This window comes from Pseudofrankia coriaricola (assembly GCF_001854805.1).
In the GTDB taxonomy this organism is placed as follows: Bacteria; Actinomycetota; Actinomycetes; order Frankiales; family Frankiaceae; genus Pseudofrankia.
Genome location: NZ_MBLO01000236.1, coordinates 91,936 through 109,318, shown reverse-complemented (window position 1 = coordinate 109,318; position 17,383 = coordinate 91,936). Strand labels below are relative to the sequence as shown.

14 protein-coding genes are annotated in these 17,383 nt (G+C 73.0%); 11 read left to right on the top strand and 3 right to left on the bottom strand.

Annotation, left to right across the window (positions count from 1 at the left end; translation table 11 throughout):
• Positions 1-4: 4 nt before the first annotated feature.
• From BCD48_RS31625 to BCD48_RS31615, 3 genes are all read right to left on the bottom strand, one after another.
• Complete coding sequence (locus BCD48_RS31625) at positions 5-1,885, bottom strand: class I SAM-dependent methyltransferase (RefSeq protein WP_071052038.1); 1,881 nt, start codon at positions 1,883-1,885, stop codon at positions 5-7.
• A gap of 101 nt (positions 1,886-1,986) precedes the next feature.
• Positions 1,987-3,672 carry a FadD3 family acyl-CoA ligase gene (locus tag BCD48_RS31620; RefSeq protein WP_241842147.1) on the bottom strand — a complete coding sequence of 562 codons (1,686 nt, stop codon included), beginning with the start codon at positions 3,670-3,672 and terminating at the stop codon, positions 1,987-1,989.
• A gap of 525 nt (positions 3,673-4,197) precedes the next feature.
• On the bottom strand, positions 4,198-5,145 hold the full coding sequence (locus BCD48_RS31615; RefSeq protein WP_071052037.1) for a TetR/AcrR family transcriptional regulator: 948 nt from the start codon (positions 5,143-5,145) through the stop codon (positions 4,198-4,200).
• Positions 5,146-6,099: 954 nt separating this feature from the next.
• Here BCD48_RS31615 and BCD48_RS31610 point away from each other — a divergent pair.
• The 11 genes from BCD48_RS31610 to BCD48_RS31560 all read left to right on the top strand — a co-directional run bounded on the left by BCD48_RS31610 (position 6,100) and on the right by BCD48_RS31560 (position 17,371).
• Positions 6,100-9,072: a sensor histidine kinase gene (locus BCD48_RS31610; RefSeq protein ID WP_071052036.1), complete on the top strand. Its 2,973-nt coding sequence runs from the start codon at positions 6,100-6,102 to the stop codon at positions 9,070-9,072.
• The gene (locus BCD48_RS31605; protein WP_071052035.1) at positions 9,072-9,491 is read left to right on the top strand and encodes a roadblock/LC7 domain-containing protein; all 420 of its coding nucleotides are present in this window, start codon (positions 9,072-9,074) and stop codon (positions 9,489-9,491) included. Before BCD48_RS31610 ends, BCD48_RS31605 begins: the two co-directional genes overlap by 1 nt.
• A 132-nt stretch (positions 9,492-9,623) precedes the next feature.
• Complete coding sequence (locus BCD48_RS31600; RefSeq protein WP_071052034.1) at positions 9,624-9,995, top strand: DUF742 domain-containing protein; 372 nt, start codon at positions 9,624-9,626, stop codon at positions 9,993-9,995.
• Positions 9,976-10,602 carry a GTP-binding protein gene (locus BCD48_RS31595; RefSeq protein WP_071052033.1) on the top strand — a complete coding sequence of 209 codons (627 nt, stop codon included), beginning with the start codon at positions 9,976-9,978 and terminating at the stop codon, positions 10,600-10,602. The genes BCD48_RS31600 and BCD48_RS31595 overlap by 20 nt, the downstream gene beginning before the upstream one ends.
• 6 nt (positions 10,603-10,608) lie before the next feature.
• A complete protein-coding gene (locus BCD48_RS54290; protein ID WP_241842146.1) occupies positions 10,609-12,054 on the top strand; it encodes a LuxR C-terminal-related transcriptional regulator in 1,446 nt (481 codons plus the stop codon).
• Between the two features lie 449 nt (positions 12,055-12,503).
• Positions 12,504-12,839, top strand: coding sequence for a TcmI family type II polyketide cyclase (locus tag BCD48_RS31585; RefSeq protein ID WP_198543473.1), 336 nt, complete (start codon positions 12,504-12,506; stop codon positions 12,837-12,839).
• A gap of 651 nt (positions 12,840-13,490) precedes the next feature.
• Complete coding sequence (locus BCD48_RS31580; RefSeq protein WP_071052030.1) at positions 13,491-13,739, top strand: acyl carrier protein; 249 nt, start codon at positions 13,491-13,493, stop codon at positions 13,737-13,739.
• A 134-nt stretch (positions 13,740-13,873) separates the two neighbouring features.
• Positions 13,874-14,359 carry an SRPBCC family protein gene (locus BCD48_RS31575; RefSeq protein WP_071052029.1) on the top strand — a complete coding sequence of 162 codons (486 nt, stop codon included), beginning with the start codon at positions 13,874-13,876 and terminating at the stop codon, positions 14,357-14,359.
• Positions 14,356-14,799, top strand: a complete 444-nt coding sequence (locus BCD48_RS31570) for a cupin domain-containing protein (RefSeq protein WP_071052028.1) — start codon at positions 14,356-14,358, stop codon at positions 14,797-14,799. Before BCD48_RS31575 ends, BCD48_RS31570 begins: the two co-directional genes overlap by 4 nt.
• Complete coding sequence (locus BCD48_RS31565; RefSeq protein ID WP_071052027.1) at positions 14,796-16,088, top strand: beta-ketoacyl-[acyl-carrier-protein] synthase family protein; 1,293 nt, start codon at positions 14,796-14,798, stop codon at positions 16,086-16,088. Before BCD48_RS31570 ends, BCD48_RS31565 begins: the two co-directional genes overlap by 4 nt.
• Positions 16,085-17,371 (top strand): beta-ketoacyl synthase N-terminal-like domain-containing protein, encoded by a 1,287-nt coding sequence (locus BCD48_RS31560; RefSeq protein ID WP_071052026.1) that lies wholly within the window; start codon positions 16,085-16,087, stop codon positions 17,369-17,371. Before BCD48_RS31565 ends, BCD48_RS31560 begins: the two co-directional genes overlap by 4 nt.
• Positions 17,372-17,383: the final 12 nt, after the last annotated feature.

Sequence of the window (17,383 nt, the reverse complement as noted above, 5' to 3'; positions counted from 1 at the left end):
CGCCTCAGGCGGCCTGGGCCGAGGGGCGTCGCGGGCGGTGGCCGGCGACCTGGTGGATACGCGCGGTGTCGATCGTGGCGGTGAGGGCCGTCCGCGGGAGGGCGAGCAGCGCGGCGCGCAGGTCGTCGAGGTGGGTGGCGGAGGCGAGGCCCGCGGCCAGAGTCGCGTCCCGGGTCGCGTCCAGAGCCTCGGCCAGCAGGAGCGGCGAGTCCAACGGCAGGGGAGCGGCGCTCAGGCCGGCCGAGATGTCGGTCAGGCCGGCGGCCGTGAACAGCGCGGGCAGCCGCGGGCCGATCTGTGGGTCACCGCCCTGGGCGCGGATCGTCATGGTCAGAAGCTCGATGAACTCGGCCAGGGCCCCTGGAAGCGGGTCGTCCGGCGTCGCCGTCGTCGACGGGACGGTGAAGTAGACGTCCTCGACGGCTACCACGCCGCCGGGACGGACCGCGGTGGCCATGGCGCGCAGCGTCTCCATCGGGTCCGCGAGATGCCCAAGCAGCAGCCGGCAGTAGGCCAGGTCGAACCGGCCGCGCGCGGCGGGCAGCCAGCCGGCTTCGGCGTTCAGGAACGCGACCCGCGCGCCCACCCGGGCCGCGTTGTGGCGGGCGACCCGCAGCGACGCCGGGTCGCCGTCGACGCCCACGATCCGCCCGCCGGGCCGGACCTGGCTTGCCAGCAGCACGCTGACCTGGCCGTGCCCGCACCCGACGTCCAGGCAGCGCCAGCCCGGTCCCAGGCCCAGCCCGGTCAGGAACGCCTCCGTGCCCGGTTCCAGCGCCCTGGACTGCCTGGCCAGCCGATGCGCGTCGGCCTCCCCGCCGTGCAGCGCGTAGCCGACCGTCGGCCGCACAGCCCTCGCACCGGCGGGTGTCTCGGCCGGCGGAGCGACGGCCCGCGCCGACGGTGCCGCGGCCGCACGCGTGGATGGCGCCGCTGCGGTCCGGTCCGACGGTGTCCCGGTGGACGGGGACGTCGCCCCGCCCGCCGCCTCGGCCGGTGGGGCGCCAGCCGGCGCCCGCGCGGGTGATGGCTCCGGGCCTGGCGGCCACGCGGCTGAGGACGAGGACGGCGGCTCGGCCGCTGGGACCTCGCCCGGTGGGAGGACCGGCGGCACGGGAGGCGGGAACCGGTGGACGGTGATCTCCTGGGGCTGGTCATGGCTGACGTGCTGGCCCGCGCGGAGGCCCGGGGCCGTGCCTGGCGGGGCGGTGGCGGGCGGGGCGACAGCGCCGGGTGAGGCAGCAGCGTCGGGTGAGGCAGCAGCGCCGGGCGGGGCGGTGGCGGCGGGCGGGACGGTGGTGCCGGGCCGCGCCGTGACCGGCGCCTGGTGCGCGGTACCTGCCGGTACTTCAGGTGCCGGCTCCTGCGTCTCCCGCGGGCCGGCGCTGCCCGGTGGGTGGGCGGGCAGCCGGGCCGCCGCCTGGTCGGCGAGCCTGCCGAACCAGGACCAGGCGCGCTCGGCGGCGCGGTCGGCCCGCTCCGCCCATTCGGCCAGGTGCGGATGCTCCGCGTGCCCCCCGGCCCCGGCGCTCCAGATGTGTCGCTCGACGACGTCGTGACCGTTGCGGCCGTGGTCATGGCCGGCGCCGGCGCCGGCGCCGTGGTCGGGATCGTGGCCGTGGCCAGCGTCGTCGTTGTGGCGGTCGTCGTGGTCATCGACGTCGTGTTCGCCGCGTTCATCAAAGTCTTCGTCGGCGACGCCGCTGTCCAAGGGGGAAGGCCCGTCCCGGCGCCGGGCGCCGAACTGGGCGTAGGGGTCGGGAGCGTACGGGCTGGACAGGCCGGAGCCGTACGGCCCCGGGCCGGCCGCGGGCCAGACGAGCCGGGTGGCGGAATCGGTGCCGTCGCCGTGGTCGTCGCTGTCGGCGTGAGCCTGGTCCGCCATGCGTCACCCCCCGGACCGTTGCCACCCCATCGTGCGCGCGGGAGCCGACCGCCCGCCACCCGGAGGGATGGCGGGGCACGACCGGTGCTCGGCAGGGCCGCTCAGGAGCGGCGGACCAGGGTGGCGGCGCGGTCGCGCAGCTCGTAGCGGACGACCTTCCCGGTGGCGTTGAGTGGGAGCGCGTCGACGATCTCGACGTAGCGCGGCGCCTTGTAGTTCGCCATGCGCTGCCGGGCCCAGGCGATGATCTCCGCCGGTTCGGGCGCCGGCTGGCCGGCCCGCGGGACGACGTACGCCATGCCGACCTCGCCGAGCCGCTCGTCGGGGACGCCGACGACGGCGACCTGGGCGATCACCGGGTGCTCGGCCAGCATGCCCTCGATCTCCGCCGGGTAGGCGTTGAAGCCGCCGACGATGAACATGTCCTTCTTCCGGTCGGTGATGGCGATGTTGCCACCGTCGTCCATCACCCCGATGTCACCGGTCCTGAGCCAGCCGTCGGCGTCGATGGTCTCGGCGGTCGCCTCGGGGCTGTCGAGATAGCCCTTCATGATGTTGAACCCGCGGGCCAGGATCTCGCCGGGCTCGCCGCGCGGCACCTCCTTGCCCGCGTCGTCGACGACGCGGATCTCGATGCCCTCGAGGGCGCGGCCGGAAGTGCGCGCGACCAGCTCCGGGTCGTCGGTGTGCCGGCACATGGCGACCGTTCCCGTGGTCTCGGTCAGGCCGTAGCCAGTGACGACGGTGCGCAGGCCCAGGTCGGCGCGCAGCCGGCGGACCAGCTCGACCGGCACCGCCGCGGCGCCGGTGACGGCGAGCCGCCAGCTCGACAGATCGTAGCCGGTCAGGTCGCTGTTGAGGATCGTCTGGTATACGGCCGGCGGGCCGGGCAGCATGGTGATCTTCTCTTCGCTGACGAGCCGCATCACGGCGGGCACGTCGAAGACCGGGTACGGGACGAGCGTCGTGCCGACCAGGATGGTCGCGAGCAGGCCCGCCTTGAGGCCGGCGGTGTGGAAGAACGGGTAGACGAGCAGGTAGCGGTCGCCGTGGCCGAGCCCGATGACGTCGGCCCAGGCCTTGTAGAGCCGGGTTGACGGGCCGTGGGCGAGCATCGCGCCCTTCGGCTTTCCGGTGGTGCCCGAGGTGAAGATGATGTCGCTGAGGCTGTCGCCGGTGAGCGCGGCCGCGCGGGCGGCGGTCGTCTCGGCGGGAACCGAGGCGGCGCGGGCGGTGAGGTCGTCCCAGGGGATGGTGCCGGGGCTGACCGGTCCGTCGAGCACGACGACCTCGCCGAGGTCCGGCAGGTCCGGCTCGGCGAGGATCGCGGCCGCGTAGTCCGTCTCGAGGAAGTCGGTGACGGTGAACAGGATCCTCGCCCGGGTCGCGCGCAGGAGATCCGCGGCCTCGCCCGCCTTGAACCGGCTGTTCACCGGGACGAGGACCGCGCCGGCCCGGTAGATCCCGAGCGCGGCGACCATCCAGCGGTAGCCGTTCGGCGCCCAGATCGAGACTCTGTCGCCGGCCTCGACACCGCTGCCGACCAGGGCCCGCGCCACCTCGTCGGCGGCGGCCGCGAGCCCGGCGAACGTCAGCCGGACGTCGCCGTCGACGACGGCCTCGTCTTCGGGCCACCGCCGGGCGGCCCGCTCCAGCACGGCCGGGATCGTGGCCGGCGGCACGTCCTCGACGGCTGACGCCCCCGCGCCCGGGCCGCCGTCCGCGCGGGCCCCGCCATGATCGCCCGGCTTTGCGCCTAAGTCGTCGTCGCTGTCTCTGGTGGTCATCCGGCGCTCCGCTCCCTGTGGCTCGATGGTTCGGTGGCCGGCGCGAGGGCCGCCCTGTCCGGGTGCCCTCCCGTGGGCCGCCCGAGGCTGTCTCGGCGGTGGCGAGAAGAAGCTGACGTGGGCCCGCGGCTGGACTCCCGCGCGCGGCTCATGACGATATGCGTTCTTCGAACGTGGGCCAATCGGATCGTGGATCGTCGCGAAGCGACGGCCTACGGCCGACGTGTGGGAATGCGGCGGATGTTTCGCGCCCAGATTCGTCCGCTTTGCGCCATAGCCGGTCCGTGGCCGTCCGGGAACGGCTATGGCGACGGGTGAAGATCACTTCTTGGGTATGCGGGCCGGGACTGCCTGTCCCGGTCGGACGACCTAAAAATGTCCGTCCGGCTAGAGGGTCAAAGGGTGTGCGAAAATGATCTTCCTTCGCACACCCGGCGGCCGTTGTCCCCAGGATCACTAGAGGGTCAAAGGGTGTGCGAAAATGATCTTCCTTCGCACACCCGGCGGCCGTTGTCCCCAGGATCACTAACGGGCCGGCGAGCCGTCCGGAGGCGGCGCGAAGGCGGCGGCGACAGTGGACAGGAAGATGTCGTCAGGAAGTGCCGCGCTGTCCGCGGAGACCTCCGGGTCCATTGCGTGATACGCGGTGACCATCGCCGAGTACAGCCGGGCAAGGCAGCCTGGGTCGCCGGGGCGCAGCGTGCCGTCGCGCTGACCCCTGACGAACAGCTCGGCCTCCAGCTCGATTGCCGCGTCGTAGCCACGGGCGAAGCCCTCGCGGAAGCCGGGTGTGCCGGGTACGCCGGGCGCGGACATGAGCTGGATCGAGAGCCGGCCGAACTCCGGGTAGCGCCGGTGGAAATCGACCTGTGTGCGGGCCAGCCGCGCCAGCAGCTCGGCGCCGGTGCCCTCGGCCGCCAGGCAGGAGGCCATCAGCTCCATCAGCTCGACGGTGCGCCGGTTGAGCACTGCCTGCAGCAGTTCTTCTTTGCTGTCGATGAACAGGTACAGGGCGCCGATCGAGAACTCGCACCGTTTCGCGACCTGCTGCAGGCTGGTGCCGCGGTAGCCCTGCCGGCCGAACAGCTCCTCGGCCGCATCCAGGATCTGCTCCCTGCCGACGCGCAGCCGCTCCTGTCGGCGCAGCTCGCGTGGGCTGAGGACCGCGGGCCCGCCCGCGTCGTCCTTCGCCGTGCCCGTGCCGTGCCTGGCCGTGCCCGTGGCGCTCTTCCCCGTGCCGCCGTCAGTCCCGGCCGCGCCCGTGCCCGCGCCGTCGGCCACGACGGCTTCGCCCCGCGCCGTGCCCGTGGCCCCGTCGCTCGCCGTCGCCGTCGCCGTCGCGTCCGCCGGCCGCGCGGTGCGCGCCTGCGCGCCGCGGGCGCCGGCGGCGGCCGCGTGGGTGGCGGCCGGGCGGGCCTCGGCGGGGGCGGCCGGGGCGGGACGGGAGGTCCTCCCCGGCGACGTGGTGGCCATGTCCCCCAGTGTCGCACCGGACGCGACCAGCGGCGCCGGTCAGGCCGAGGGGCGTCGCACGTCGCCCGCCCGCTGGCCACTGCCCAGGACTCGTCCGGTACTCGGCGGGACTCCCGGCGCCCAGCGGTGCTCTTTCAACCATTACAGGGAAGATTCTGTTCCCCCGCCGGCTCCACAACGAACCGACGGATGGCCCGCAACATCGGATGAGGCAGTGCCCTGGCCGCTCCGCGACGGTGATCCACTCAGGGTCTCCGCCGGACGCCGCGGGCCGTGACGAGAGGTCCGCCGACCTTGCTACCGCGGGCCCGTGCGGCGGCGCCTGTCGCCACGGGTCGGCGGCCCCGCATCCGGCGCGGAGCGGGAAGCCGCGGGCCAGTGGGAGGTGACTGCTGTCACGTTGATAGCCGCCAGTGCGCCCCCAGGCGGGCCACACCCATTACTCCGTGTACGGATCGGAGGGGGTGGGGAACACGGCGGCCGAACCAGGTGCGAACCCGCGGCGCGCGTCATTCCACTCCGTTGTTCGACCTGCGGGTTTGTTTCGTTCTCGCCGTCGGCGGGCGGTCCGGACGGACTCGGCGGCGAGAGGGTTGACCGCGCATGAGAACTACTGTGTGTGACGGGAGGTCACCGCTGCCAAAACGGCGGCCGTGCCCCGTTGTTCTGGCGATGCGATTCCGCTCGCCACGATGCTCGCGGTGGCTGTTCGCCGATGCCCCGTCATCCTGCGGATGCAGGGGGTCAGTACAGTTGCCCATACCTTCCAGGCAATGGGACGCGGCCAGGGGGACCACCCGGGAATCGGTGGTCCGCCAGTGCGCTCGCATCGTCTGGTGGGGGCAGTTGGCAGTTACGCGGACGGCGTGGCCCGCCGTTCACCCTACATAGTCGCCCCACACGTGGCCCGCACCCAAGGCGCCCTGCTGGCCGGGCGTCGGACGAGAGGACCGGATGCTCCAGAACTGGCCCATCCGCTCGAAGCTGGTGGTAATTCTCATCGTCCCCTTGGTGGCCCTCGCCGTGCTCAGCGCTATACAGGTGCGCGGCAACGTCGAGAGCGTGTCGTCCGCGAACCGGACCAAGGCACTCGCCGGCTTCGCCATCAGGGCGAACGCCCTGATCGCGGCCCTGCAGACCGAGCGCAACGGCTCGCACACGGTGATCGGTACGGGCTACGGGGCGCCGGCGGTCATCGTCAAACAGATCCTCACCGATGTCCGGCCGCTCGTGGACCGGGCGGCCGGTGACTACAACACCGCCGCGCGGGACCTGCCGGGGAGCGCGCGTAACAGCCTGGGCGACACCCTGGCCAGCATCGACGACCGGCTGTCCAAGCTGCCGGCCTACCGCCAGACGGTCGACCGCAGGCAGGCCACCCTGCCGCAGGACATCCTCTACTACGACGGCCTGATCACCGACCTCCTGGAGCTGGACGCCCGGGTGGCGTCCGGCAGCCGCAACGCCGACCTGATCTCGGGTGCCGCCACGCTGACGGCGATCTCGCGGGAGAAGGAAGCCGCCGCCCAGGTGCGCGGCAACATCGCCCGGATCTTCTTCCTGCAGCAGTCCGACCCGGACCTGGTCCTGCAGATTCAGGGCCAGGCAGGCGCCGAGGACGGCTGGCAGGCGCAGCTGAGGATCACCGCGACCCCGGAGGAGCGCCAGCTCTACGAGGCGACCGTCACCCCGCTGGCCAGGAACGTCGCGACCATGCGTGACGCGGTGCTCAAGTCGCTGATGATGGGCGGGCGGCAGACGACCGAGCGCGAGACCTGGCTGACCGTCTCGGCGCAGAAGATCTCCAAGATGGAGGACGTCGAGCGCCGGATCGCCACCGACCTCGCCGCCACCGCCGACCGGATCGCGACCCAGGCGACCCGCCAGGCCGCGATCAACTCCCTGGCTGTCGCGCTCGTCCTCGCGCTGTCGGTGCTCATCGCGCTGCTCGTCGCGAGCCCCATGATCCGCCAGCTGCGCCGGCTACGGGAGGGCGCGCTCGAGGTCGCCGACCACAGCCTGCCCGATGTCGTCGAGCGGTTGCACCGCGGCGAGCCCGTCGACCTCGCGGCCGAGACGTTCCCCGTCCCGGCGACCACCCGGGACGAGATCGGGCAGATGGCCGACGCGTTCGGCACCGTGCACGAGGTCGCCGTGCGCACCGCCGTCGAACAGGCCGCGATGCGCAAGAGCATCGGGGACACGTTCCTCAACCTCGCGCGCCGCAGCCAGGCGCTGATCCACCGCCAGCTGAAGATCATCGACGCGCTGGAGCGTAAGGAGACCGACCCGGACGAGCTCGAGGAGCTGTTCCGCCTCGACCATCTCGCGACCCGTATGCGTCGCCACGCCGAGGACCTCATCGTCCTCTCCGGCTCCAAGCCGGCCCGTGGCTGGCGCCGGCCGGTCCCGATCAAGGACGTCATCCGCGGTGCCGTCGCCGAGGTCGAGGACTACACCCGGGTCAAGGTCCTGCCGGTCGGCGGCGGCGCGATCAGCGGCCATGCCGTCGGTGACGTGATCCACATGCTCGCCGAGTTCATCGAGAACGCCACCTCGTTCTCCCCGCCGCACACCCCGGTGCACGTCACCGGCCACGAGGTCTCCAACGGCTTCGCCATCGAGATCGAGGACCGCGGCCTGGGCATGAACCCGGCCGAGTTCAAGTCCCTGAACGACCGGCTGGAGAACCCGCCGCCGTTCGACCTGACGACCTCCGAGCGCCTGGGCCTGTTCGTCGTCGGCCGGCTGGCCGAGCGGCACGGCATCAAGGTCCGCCTGCGCACCTCGCCCTACGGCGGCACGATGGCGATCGTCCTGATCCCCGGCACGCTGCTGCGGCCGAACGAAGGCGTCGTGGACGAGCTCACGCCCGCCGGTGCCGGCGGCGGGCGGGATGACGCTCGTGAGCTCGCGGCCGTCGGCGCGGGCGGCGCCCGGCCCGCGGGCGGTGCTGACGCGGAGCCGCTGGAGCTCGGCGCGCCCAACGGGCGCGGCGCCGGGGTCCCCGGTGGGATGCTCGCCCTGCCGCCGGCCGACGGCGGCCCCGCCGCCGTCGGCCGCGCGGGCGACCGGGGGCTGGCGGCCGACGAGCCGGGGTCGATGACGACGGACCTGGCGGTGCCGCCCGGACCGTTGTCCGGGGCGCTGGCGCTGCCGGCCCCGGCCGGCACGCTCGACCCGGGAGAGCTTCCCGCCCCGCCGCCGCTGACCAGCCCGGTGCCACCGGTGCCGCCGGAGCTGCCGGGCGACGAGTCCGGCCCGCGCGCGATGTTCGGCGGCCTGCCGGCCCGCGGCGACGACGAGCCGCTGCTCGACGACCTCCCTGTGTTCGCCACCGTGCGGTCGAGCTGGTTCATCGCCGACCGGCCGCGCCGCAACGCCGCACCGCCACCGCCCGACGACCCGCTGCTCGGCGTGCCGTCCGGGCCCGTGACGGCACCGTCGGCGCGGCCGGCGTACCCCACTGCCTACTCGGCGCCCGTGACCCCGACGCAGCACCCCGCCGATGACGCGCCTGACCCGCGCTTCGGTGCCCTGCCGAACCGGACCTCGCCGCGGCACTTCCAGCCCGGCGGCGCGCAGCCCGGTGGCCCGTCGTACTCGGCTCCCGAGGATCCGCACGGTCAGGCTACGCCCGGCGGCGGGATCGCCGGGGGCGGCCGGACCCGCGGGCAGCGGGGAAGCCAGGCGACTCCACAGCCGACCACCGAGGTCGGGCTGCCCCGCCGGATGCGACGGGCGAACCTGGCTCCCGAGCTGCGCCGGGACAACCCAGCGCAGAACCGCCCGCCGCAGGTGGTGGCCGGGCCACGCTCGCCGGAGGAGATCCGGTCGATGATGTCGTCCTTCCAGTCCAACTTCGGACGAGGGCTGGCGGACGCGCAGGGTTCCAGTGACGGTGACGATCAGAGGAAGGTGACCTGATGAGCCCGGTTGGGCCGTCCGAGAACATGAGCTGGCTGCTCAACAACCTCGTGAAGAAGGTGCCTGAGGTCACCTACGCGATCGCGCTTTCCTCGGACGGTCTGTTGCTCGCCACGTCGGCGGGAATGGACCGGGCAACGGCGGACCAGCTTGCCGCCGTTGCGTCGGGCTTCAACAGCCTGGCCCGGGGCGCGGGGCGGTTCTTCGGTGGGGGGAGCGTCCGGCAGACCATCGTGGAGATGGAGCAGGGCTTCCTGTTCGTCACCGCCGTCGGCGACGGCGCCTGCCTGGCGATCCTTTCGAGCCCGGGCGCGGATATCGGCCTGATCGCCTACGAGATGGCTCTCCTGGTCGCCCGGGTGGGAGAGTTCCTTACCCCAGAGCTACGCGCCGAGATGCAGGCGGCACTGCCGATCTGAATCGCAAGTGAACCTTTTCCCGCTCAGCTGGGCTTGAGATGGCCACCACGGCGCCCCAGGTGACGACGGAAAATGTTTCAAGTCAGCACGGACATCCTGAGGATCGGCACGGACATCCCGAGGAGAGTCGGAGTGTCGCGAGAAGAGGAGTGGTTCGACGACGAGGCCGGTCCGGTCGTGCGTCCCTATGCGGTCACAGGGGGACGCACCAGGCCGAGCAAGGGCTCGCTCGAACTGGTCGCGCTGGTCACCACCACGTCGCAAGGACGGGCGGCGGCCACGTCGCTCGACCATGAGCAGCGCGCCATCGCGGCGCTCTGCCTGCGGCTGCAGTCCATCGTGGAGATCTCTGCCCGGTTGAACATTCCGGTCGGAGTGGTCCGGGTCCTCGTGGGCGACATGCTCGACGCGGGCCTTGTCACGGTGCACCGGCCCGCACGTCCCACGAACCGACCTGACCAGGCCCTGATCGAGAAGGTGCTCAGTGGACTACAGGCCCTCTAGTGCGAGGCCGCCCAGAACCGACGCCGCACCAGCCCCGAGTCCAGTTAAGATCATTATCGCGGGCGGGTTCGGCGTCGGCAAGACGACCTTTGTGGGCTCCGTCAGCGAGATCACCCCGCTGACGACCGAGGCGGCGATGACCGCCGCCAGCATCGGCATCGACGACACGTCGGCCGTCAACGGCAAGACGACGACCACCGTGGCGATGGACTTCGGCCGGATCAGCCTGCTGGACAGCGTGATCCTCTACCTGTTCGGCACGCCCGGCCAGGACCGGTTCTGGTTCATGTGGGACGAGCTGGTGCTCGGCGCGATCGGCGCGGTGGTGCTGGTCGACACCCGCCGGCTGGCCGACTCGTTCCCCGCCATCGACTACTTCGAAGAGCGGGACATTCCGTTCCTGATCGCGCTGAACCATTTCGACGGCGCCAAGCGGTACGAGGTCGCGGACGTCCGCAAGGCGCTGGACCTCGAGTCGAACCGGCCGGTCGTGATGTGTGACGCTCGGCGGCGGGAGTCGGTTCGCCAGACCCTGGTGGCCCTCGTCCGGCACGCGCTGGACGTGGTCTCGGCGGAGAACCGCGAGCGCGACCTCGCCGGCACCTGACCGGGCGTGGACGACCCGGCGTCCCGGCCGGGTGGTGGGGCTGCCGACCCGCCAGCCGGCCCGCGGAACCTGGCCGTCCACCCAGTCGCTCCCGGCCGGCACCGGGAGCGCGGGGCGCGCGGCGCGCGGGGACACGTCGAAGGAGCGGCGTACTGGCGGGCGGAGGGGGCATTGTTGGATCTTCTCGGGCTCGATGACATCACGGCGGCGCTCTATCGGCTGTGGCTGCGCGACGAGAACCTCAGCATCGAGGGTGCCGCGGCCGCGCTGCGCCAGCCGATGGCGGTGGTGACCCGGTCGCGCGACCGGCTGGTGGCGCTGTCGCTCCTGGTCGCGTTGCCGGACCGGCCGGGCAGGCTGGTGGCGGCCCATCCCGAGGGGCCGCTGGACCAGCTCATCCAGGCCCAGCACGAGCAGCTGATCCGCCGGCACGAACACCTCGTCCGGGCGCAGTCGCAGGTGGCGGCGCTCGTCTCGGAGTTCCGCGCGAGCCGCCAGGAGGCGCCGGGCGGGGGAGGGCTGGACCGGGTCGCGAGCTCCGCCGCCGTGCGCACCGAGCTCATCGGGATGGTCGGCGCCGCGCAGCGCGAGGTGGTCTCGGTGCGAACCAGGGCGACGCTCGCCGAGCTCGCCGCGGACCTGCTGCCGCTGGAGCTCGACGCCCTGCGCCGCGGCGTGCGGATACGCGCCGTCATCGCCCGGCCGCGGGCCGGGCTGGCGTGGTCGACCGCTGTCGAGCACCTCGCCGAGGTGGTGGCCGCCGGCGCCGAGATCCGGCTGGCCGACGACCCCGCGGTCGACCTGACGATCGTCGACCGCCGGCTCGGTCTCGTGCGGCTCATCGGCGGCTCGGGTGGCGTCGGTCCGGCTGGCGGCGGCGGGCCCGGCGCGGCGGGCGCGGCGCATGGCGCCGACGTCGCCGCCATGGTCGTGCGTGGCACGGATCTCGCGAGCCTGGTGACCGCGCTGTTCGAGCAGCTGTGGGAGAACGCCGACCGGTTCGGCGTCCCGGCCGGCACCAGCGGTCCCGGCGGCGCCGGGACCGGTCCTGGCAGCGCCGGTGGCCTCCGCGTCACCCAGGAGAGCGGTGAGCTGGCACTGGCCGGCGCGCGGCCCGCCGCGGGCGCGGTGTCCGGCCGGCTCGGCGAGCCGCGGGGCGGGCCCGGGCAGGCCGGGCATGGCGGCCAGGACGACGCCGACTGGTCGGACGAGCCGGGCGAGGCGGAACCGGACAGGCGGCCGGGTGACGGCGACGACAACGCGCCCCCGTCGCCGGCGGAGCTGCTCCTGCTGCAGCTGCTCGCCGACGGCGCGAAGGACGAGTCCGCGGCCCGTTCGCTCGGTGTCTCGGTGCGCACGGTCCGCCGGATGGTCGCCGACCTGATGCGTCGCCTGGAGGCCCGCAGCCGCTTCCAGGCTGGCATCCTGGCGAAGCGCCGGGGCTGGCTGTAGCACCGGGGCTGGCTGTAGCACCGGGGCTGGCTGTGACGCCGGGGCTGGACAGGCGCCGCCGCTGGCGCGAGCGGCGTGAGACAGGACCCGGCGGGTGCCGGGCTGGAGAAAGGATGGTTGTAACACCGCTGGGTTAAGTGCACTAGTTGTGGCAACAGTGTGCCAGCGCAACTAGTTGCCATGGGGAGGCGTCCGGGAACGCCGGACGAAGCGGGGTGACTGGGCACAGACTTCCTGCGAGACACCGCATCCGGACCGGACGCGGCGCCAGGCCCAAACAGCACATCGGCCTCGTCAGCGCCGCAACGGCCGCCTCGGCCCCTGCGCCGCCGGCCACCGGAGCGGTTCTCACGGCTCGGCCTGCTCGACCGATAGATAGAGCTGTGAGGAGAGAAAGTGTCGACAACCCAACCGCGTACACCCGCGCAGTGCCCAGCGGGAGGTGCGCGGTGAGCCACCGGACGCTGATCGTCGCTCGGATGAATCCATCGGATGAACAATCCGTGGCGGAGGTCTTTACCGAGTCCGACGGCGGGGAGCTGCCGCACCTTGTCGGGGTGTCGCGCCGGGAGCTGTTCGCCTTCCACGGGCTGTACTTCCACCTCATCGAGGCGGAGGAGAGCATCCAGGCGCCGCTCGCCGACGTGCGGGACCACCCGCTGTTCGTCGACGTCAACACCAAGCTCGCGAAGTACATCACCGCGTACGACCCCGCGACGTGGCGCGGCCCGCGCGACGCGATGGCTAAGAGCTTCTACACCTGGAGGGCGGACTCCGTCCGTTGAGGGTGCCCGGCGGCGGCCATCAGCCGTCGGCCGCCGGCCCACCGCCGCCGCGCGGCGCCTGACCCGCGCCAGACCCGCCGGACGCCAGCCCCGCTGGCGCCGCGCGCGGCGCCAGCGCCGTTCTCCCGCCGCGCCCCGCGGCGACGGCGCGGCCATGTCACACGCCGAGGCCTCGTGACCCCAGGTGCCGCGCGACCTCGCGCCCGTGACAGCCGCCCTCCCACTGCGCCGCCCGCGTGTCGGAACTCACCCGCGTCACCGCCCCAGGCCCTGGCCTGACCATCCGGAGCCCGAGTGCGGGCGGGGCCGTACACGCATGCCCCGCCGCGGCCGGTGCCGACCGCCGCGGGCACCTTCTCGCCAAACGTGAGAAGTGGGCGCGCGGACCGGTCGTGACGGCTTCTCACGGGCTGGTCCCCGTGAATTCGGCATTGGCTCGGTGCTTGGCATCAAGCTGCCCATTTTCGGTCGGTGGCCACGCGGGGTGCTTTTGCGCGCGCGTTATCGTCCCACACCCGCCACGGACTCTCGCCAGGCGGCCGGCCGGTTGGCAGGAAAGTGACGGCGGCGACATTGTCCGCTAGTTCTGGTACTCATGGCCCATCGTCGGTGGTAATCCTTGGATAGTTACGCTCTAGAGGAGGGATAACTGTGCCCCAGCAGTGGGACTCCGCCGCTCTGCTCGATTTCCTGGTGACCCAGGCCGGTCTTCCCGAGTCCGACCTGCCGGCGACGCTCGACGTCACCTTCGAGGACATCGGCCTGGACTCGCTGGCCTACCTGCAGCTGCAGTCGGAGGTGTTCGGCTCCCACGGTGTGGAACTGCCCGCCGACCCCCCGCCTGGCTACACCCTGGCCGACATCCTGGATGCCGTGAACCTCGCGCTCGCGGCCCGCTAGCCCGAAAACCGCACGCTACCAGGCCTTTGCCCGCCCGCGGGCGGGCAAAGGCGCGTCGCCAGCCGACGCTCCCATGCCCCCGCGAAACCAGCCCAACAGTCCTTGAGGCAGTACCTACTCCCGAGGAGACCCCCGTGAACGGGCACACCGACAACTCGATCTGGATCGACGCGGACATCGAAACCGTCTGGGCGCTCACCAACGACCTGGAGAACTGGCCCCGCCTGTTCACCGAGTACGCGTCCGTTGAGATTCTCGAGTCCAGGGACAACACCTTCAAGTTCCGCCTGACGATGCACCCCGACGAGAACGGCCAGGTGTGGAGCTGGGTGTCCGAGCGCACCCTCGACCCGGTCAACCACCGGGTGCGCGCCTATCGCGTCGAGACCGGCCCGTTCGAGTTCATGCACATCGAGTGGACGTACTTCCCGGAGGGAACCGGTACCCGGATGCGCTGGGTCCAGGACTTCCGCATGAAGCCGGCCGCGCCCGTCGACACCGCCGGAATGGTGGTGCGCATCAACACCAACACGCCGCGCGAGCAGGCCGTCATCAAGGAGAAGGTGGAGAACGCCGCGCGCCAGGCGTCCGCCGCCGCCATCGCCGGGAGCGCCCGGTGACCCCCGCCACCGCGGTCGCGGCTCCGAAGATCAGATCGATCCACGACGTCCCGGCCAACCGCCGCCGAGGCGGTGACATCCGCACGATTCTCTCGCCGGCCACCGTCGGCTCGAAGGCCGGCTTCATGGGCACTCTGACGCTCGCGCCCGGCGAGATCGTCACCGAGCACTGGCACCCGTACTCGGAGGAGTTCCTCTTCTGCGTGCGCGGCGAGGTGACGATCCAGCTGGACGGCGAGGAGTACCTGCTGCCCGCCGAGAGCGGCGTCCACCTCCCCGTCGGGACCCGGCACCGGCTGGTCAACCACGGCGCCGAGGAGGCGTTCTTCGTCTTCTGCTCGGGGCCGCTCGCGCCCCGGCCGGACCTCGGGCACGTCGACACCGAGCAGCTGTCCGCCGCGCAGGCGGCGGCGCCCCATCCTCATGTGGGCAACGCATGACACGCAGACGCACGGCCATCACCGGCGTCGGGGTGGTGGCGCCGGGCGGCACCACCCGCAAGGAGTTCTGGGCGATGATCACCGACGGCCGCACGGCGACGCGGCGGCTGTCGCTCTTCGACCCGACGCCGTTTCGCTCCCAGGTCGCGGCCGAGTGCGACTTCGACCCGCTCGTCGCGGGCCTGAGTCCGCGTGAGGTGGCTCGTAACGACCGGTTCGTCCAGTTCGCGCTGGTCGCCGCGGCCGAGGCGGTCGCGGACTCCGGCCTGGAGTTCTCCGGCCAGGACGTGGACGGCGCCGAGCCGGGCGCCGGCCCGGTCGTCGGGGTGAGCCTCGGCAGCGCCGTCGGCGCGACCACCCGGCTGGAGAACGAGTACGTCGCGGTCAGCGACGGCGGCCGGTACTGGGAGGTCGACCCGCGCTACGGCAGCCAGTTCCTCTACCACGCGCTGGTCCCCAGCTGCCTGGCCACCGAGGTGGCGACGAGGTTCGGCGCGCACGGCCCCGCGTTCGTGGTGTCGACCGGCTGCACCTCCGGCATCGACGCGGTCGGCTACGCCCATCAGCTGATCGTCGACGGCGAGGCGGACATCATGATCGCCGGTGCCTCCGACGCCCCGCTGTCGCCGATCTCGATCGCCTGCTTCGACGCGATCCGGGCGACCTCGGCGCGCAACGACGACCCGGAGCACGCCTCCAGGCCGTTCGACGCGAGCCGGGACGGGTTCGTCATGGGCGAGGGCAGCGCCGTCCTGGTGCTGGAGGAGTACGAGCGGGCCGTGGCCCGCGGCGCGCACATCTACGCCGAGGTCGGCGGATACGCGTCCCGCTCGAACGCCTTCCACATGACGGGCCTGCGCCCGGACGGCAGGGAGATGGCCGAGGCGATCCGTCTCGCCCTCGACGAGGCCCGGGTGGACCCGAGCGCCGTCGACTACGTCAACGCGCACGGGTCGGGCACCAAGCAGAACGACCGGCACGAGACGGCCGCCTTCAAACGGTCGCTCGGGGCACACGCCTACCAGGTGCCGGTCAGCTCGCTGAAGTCGATGGTCGGGCACTCGCTCGGCGCGATCGGCTCGATCGAGCTCGCCGCGTGCGCCCTGGCGATCGAGCACGACGTCGTCCCGCCGACCGCGAACTGGGCCACCCGCGACCCGGAGTGCGACCTGGACTACGTGCCCAACATCGCCCGCGACCACCGGGTGGACGTGGCGCTCTCGGTCGGGAGCGGCTTCGGCGGCTTCCAGTCCGCGATCGTGCTCACCGCGCCGGGGCGGGCGGCATGACCGCGGGCACGGTTCTCACGCCGGGCACGGGCCGGGCCGCGGGGGAGGAGACGGCGCCGCTGGCGCGGCCGGTCATCACCGGGCTCGGTGTGATCGCCCCGGGCGGCGTCGGCGTCGAGGAGTTCTGGGCGGCGACCCTGCGCGGCGAGCTGGCGATCACCCAGATCACCCGGTTCGACGCGTCCGCCTATCCTGCCCGGCTCGCCGGCCAGGTGCCGGACTTCGACCCGGTCGACCACCTGGACAACCGGTTCATCGTGCAGACCGACCGGTGGACGTGGTTCGGCATGGCGGCGAGCCGGCTCGCGCTCGCCGACGCCGGCTACGACCCGGCGACGCGGGACCCCTACGAGACGTCGGTGATCTTCGGGGCCGGCTCGGGGGGCAACGACTTCGGCCAGAAGGAGCTGTCCCGCCTGCACACCCGGGGCCGCACCGCGGTGTCGGTCTACCAGTCGATCGCCTGGTTCTACGCGGCGACCACCGGCCAGACCTCGATCCGCCACGGCCTGAAGGGCCCCAGCGGGGTCGTCGTCGCCGACGGCACCGGCGGCATCGACAGCCTGGCGCAGGCCAGGCGCACGATCCGTCGCGGCACGGCGAGCGTGCTCGCCGGCGCCGCCGAGTCGGGCCTGACGCCGTACGCGCTGACCTGCCACCTCTCCAGCGGCCGTGTCAGTGCCGCCCGCGACCCGCGGGCGGCGTACAAGCCGTTCGACGTGCGCGCCAACGGCTACCTGCCCGGCGAGGGCGGGGCGACGCTGCTCGTCGAGCACCCGGCCGCCGCCGCCGAGCGGGGCGCGCCGAAGGTCTACGGCGAGATCGCGGGCTACGCCGCCACGCACGACGCCCACCATCACAGCCGCCCGGCCGACAGCCCGGCGTGGCTCGCGACGGCGATGCGCCGGGCGCTCGCGGACGCGGGCGTCGAGCCGGGCGAGGTCGACGTCGTCTTCGCCGACGGCGCCGGCTCGCGCGACCTCGACGCGCTGGAGGCGGCGGCGCTGCGCGACGTGTTCGGCGCGGGCGCGGTCGCGGTGACCGCCCCGCAGGGGCTGATCGGGCGGCTGTGCGCCGGCGGCTCGGCGCTCGCCGTGGCGACGGCGCTGCTCGCGCTGCGCGACGGGGTGCTGCCCGCCGTCGGCAACCTCGACGAGCCGGACCCGGCCTACGGGCTGGACCTGGTCCGCGAGCCGAGGCCCTGCGCGGCCCGGGTGGCGATGGTCGTCGCCCGCGGCTTCGGCGGCTTCAACAGCGTCCTCGTCCTGCGCCGTCCCACCTGATGACCCTGCGGA

Bases quoted from the DNA above. Each gene is read 5' to 3' on its own strand.
- BCD48_RS31620 (WP_241842147.1), bottom strand. From the start codon at position 3,672: ATGACCACCAGAGACAGCGACGACGACTTAGGCGCAAAGCCGGGCGAT.
- BCD48_RS31565 (WP_071052027.1), top strand. From the start codon at position 14,796: ATGACACGCAGACGCACGGCCATCACCGGCGTCGGGGTGGTGGCGCCG.
- BCD48_RS31605 (WP_071052035.1), top strand. From the start codon at position 9,072: ATGAGCCCGGTTGGGCCGTCCGAGAACATGAGCTGGCTGCTCAACAAC.
- BCD48_RS31560 (WP_071052026.1), top strand. From the start codon at position 16,085: ATGACCGCGGGCACGGTTCTCACGCCGGGCACGGGCCGGGCCGCGGGG.
- BCD48_RS31625 (WP_071052038.1), bottom strand. From the start codon at position 1,885: ATGGCGGACCAGGCTCACGCCGACAGCGACGACCACGGCGACGGCACC.
- BCD48_RS31610 (WP_071052036.1), top strand. From the start codon at position 6,100: ATGCTCCAGAACTGGCCCATCCGCTCGAAGCTGGTGGTAATTCTCATC.
- BCD48_RS31615 (WP_071052037.1), bottom strand. From the start codon at position 5,145: ATGGCCACCACGTCGCCGGGGAGGACCTCCCGTCCCGCCCCGGCCGCC.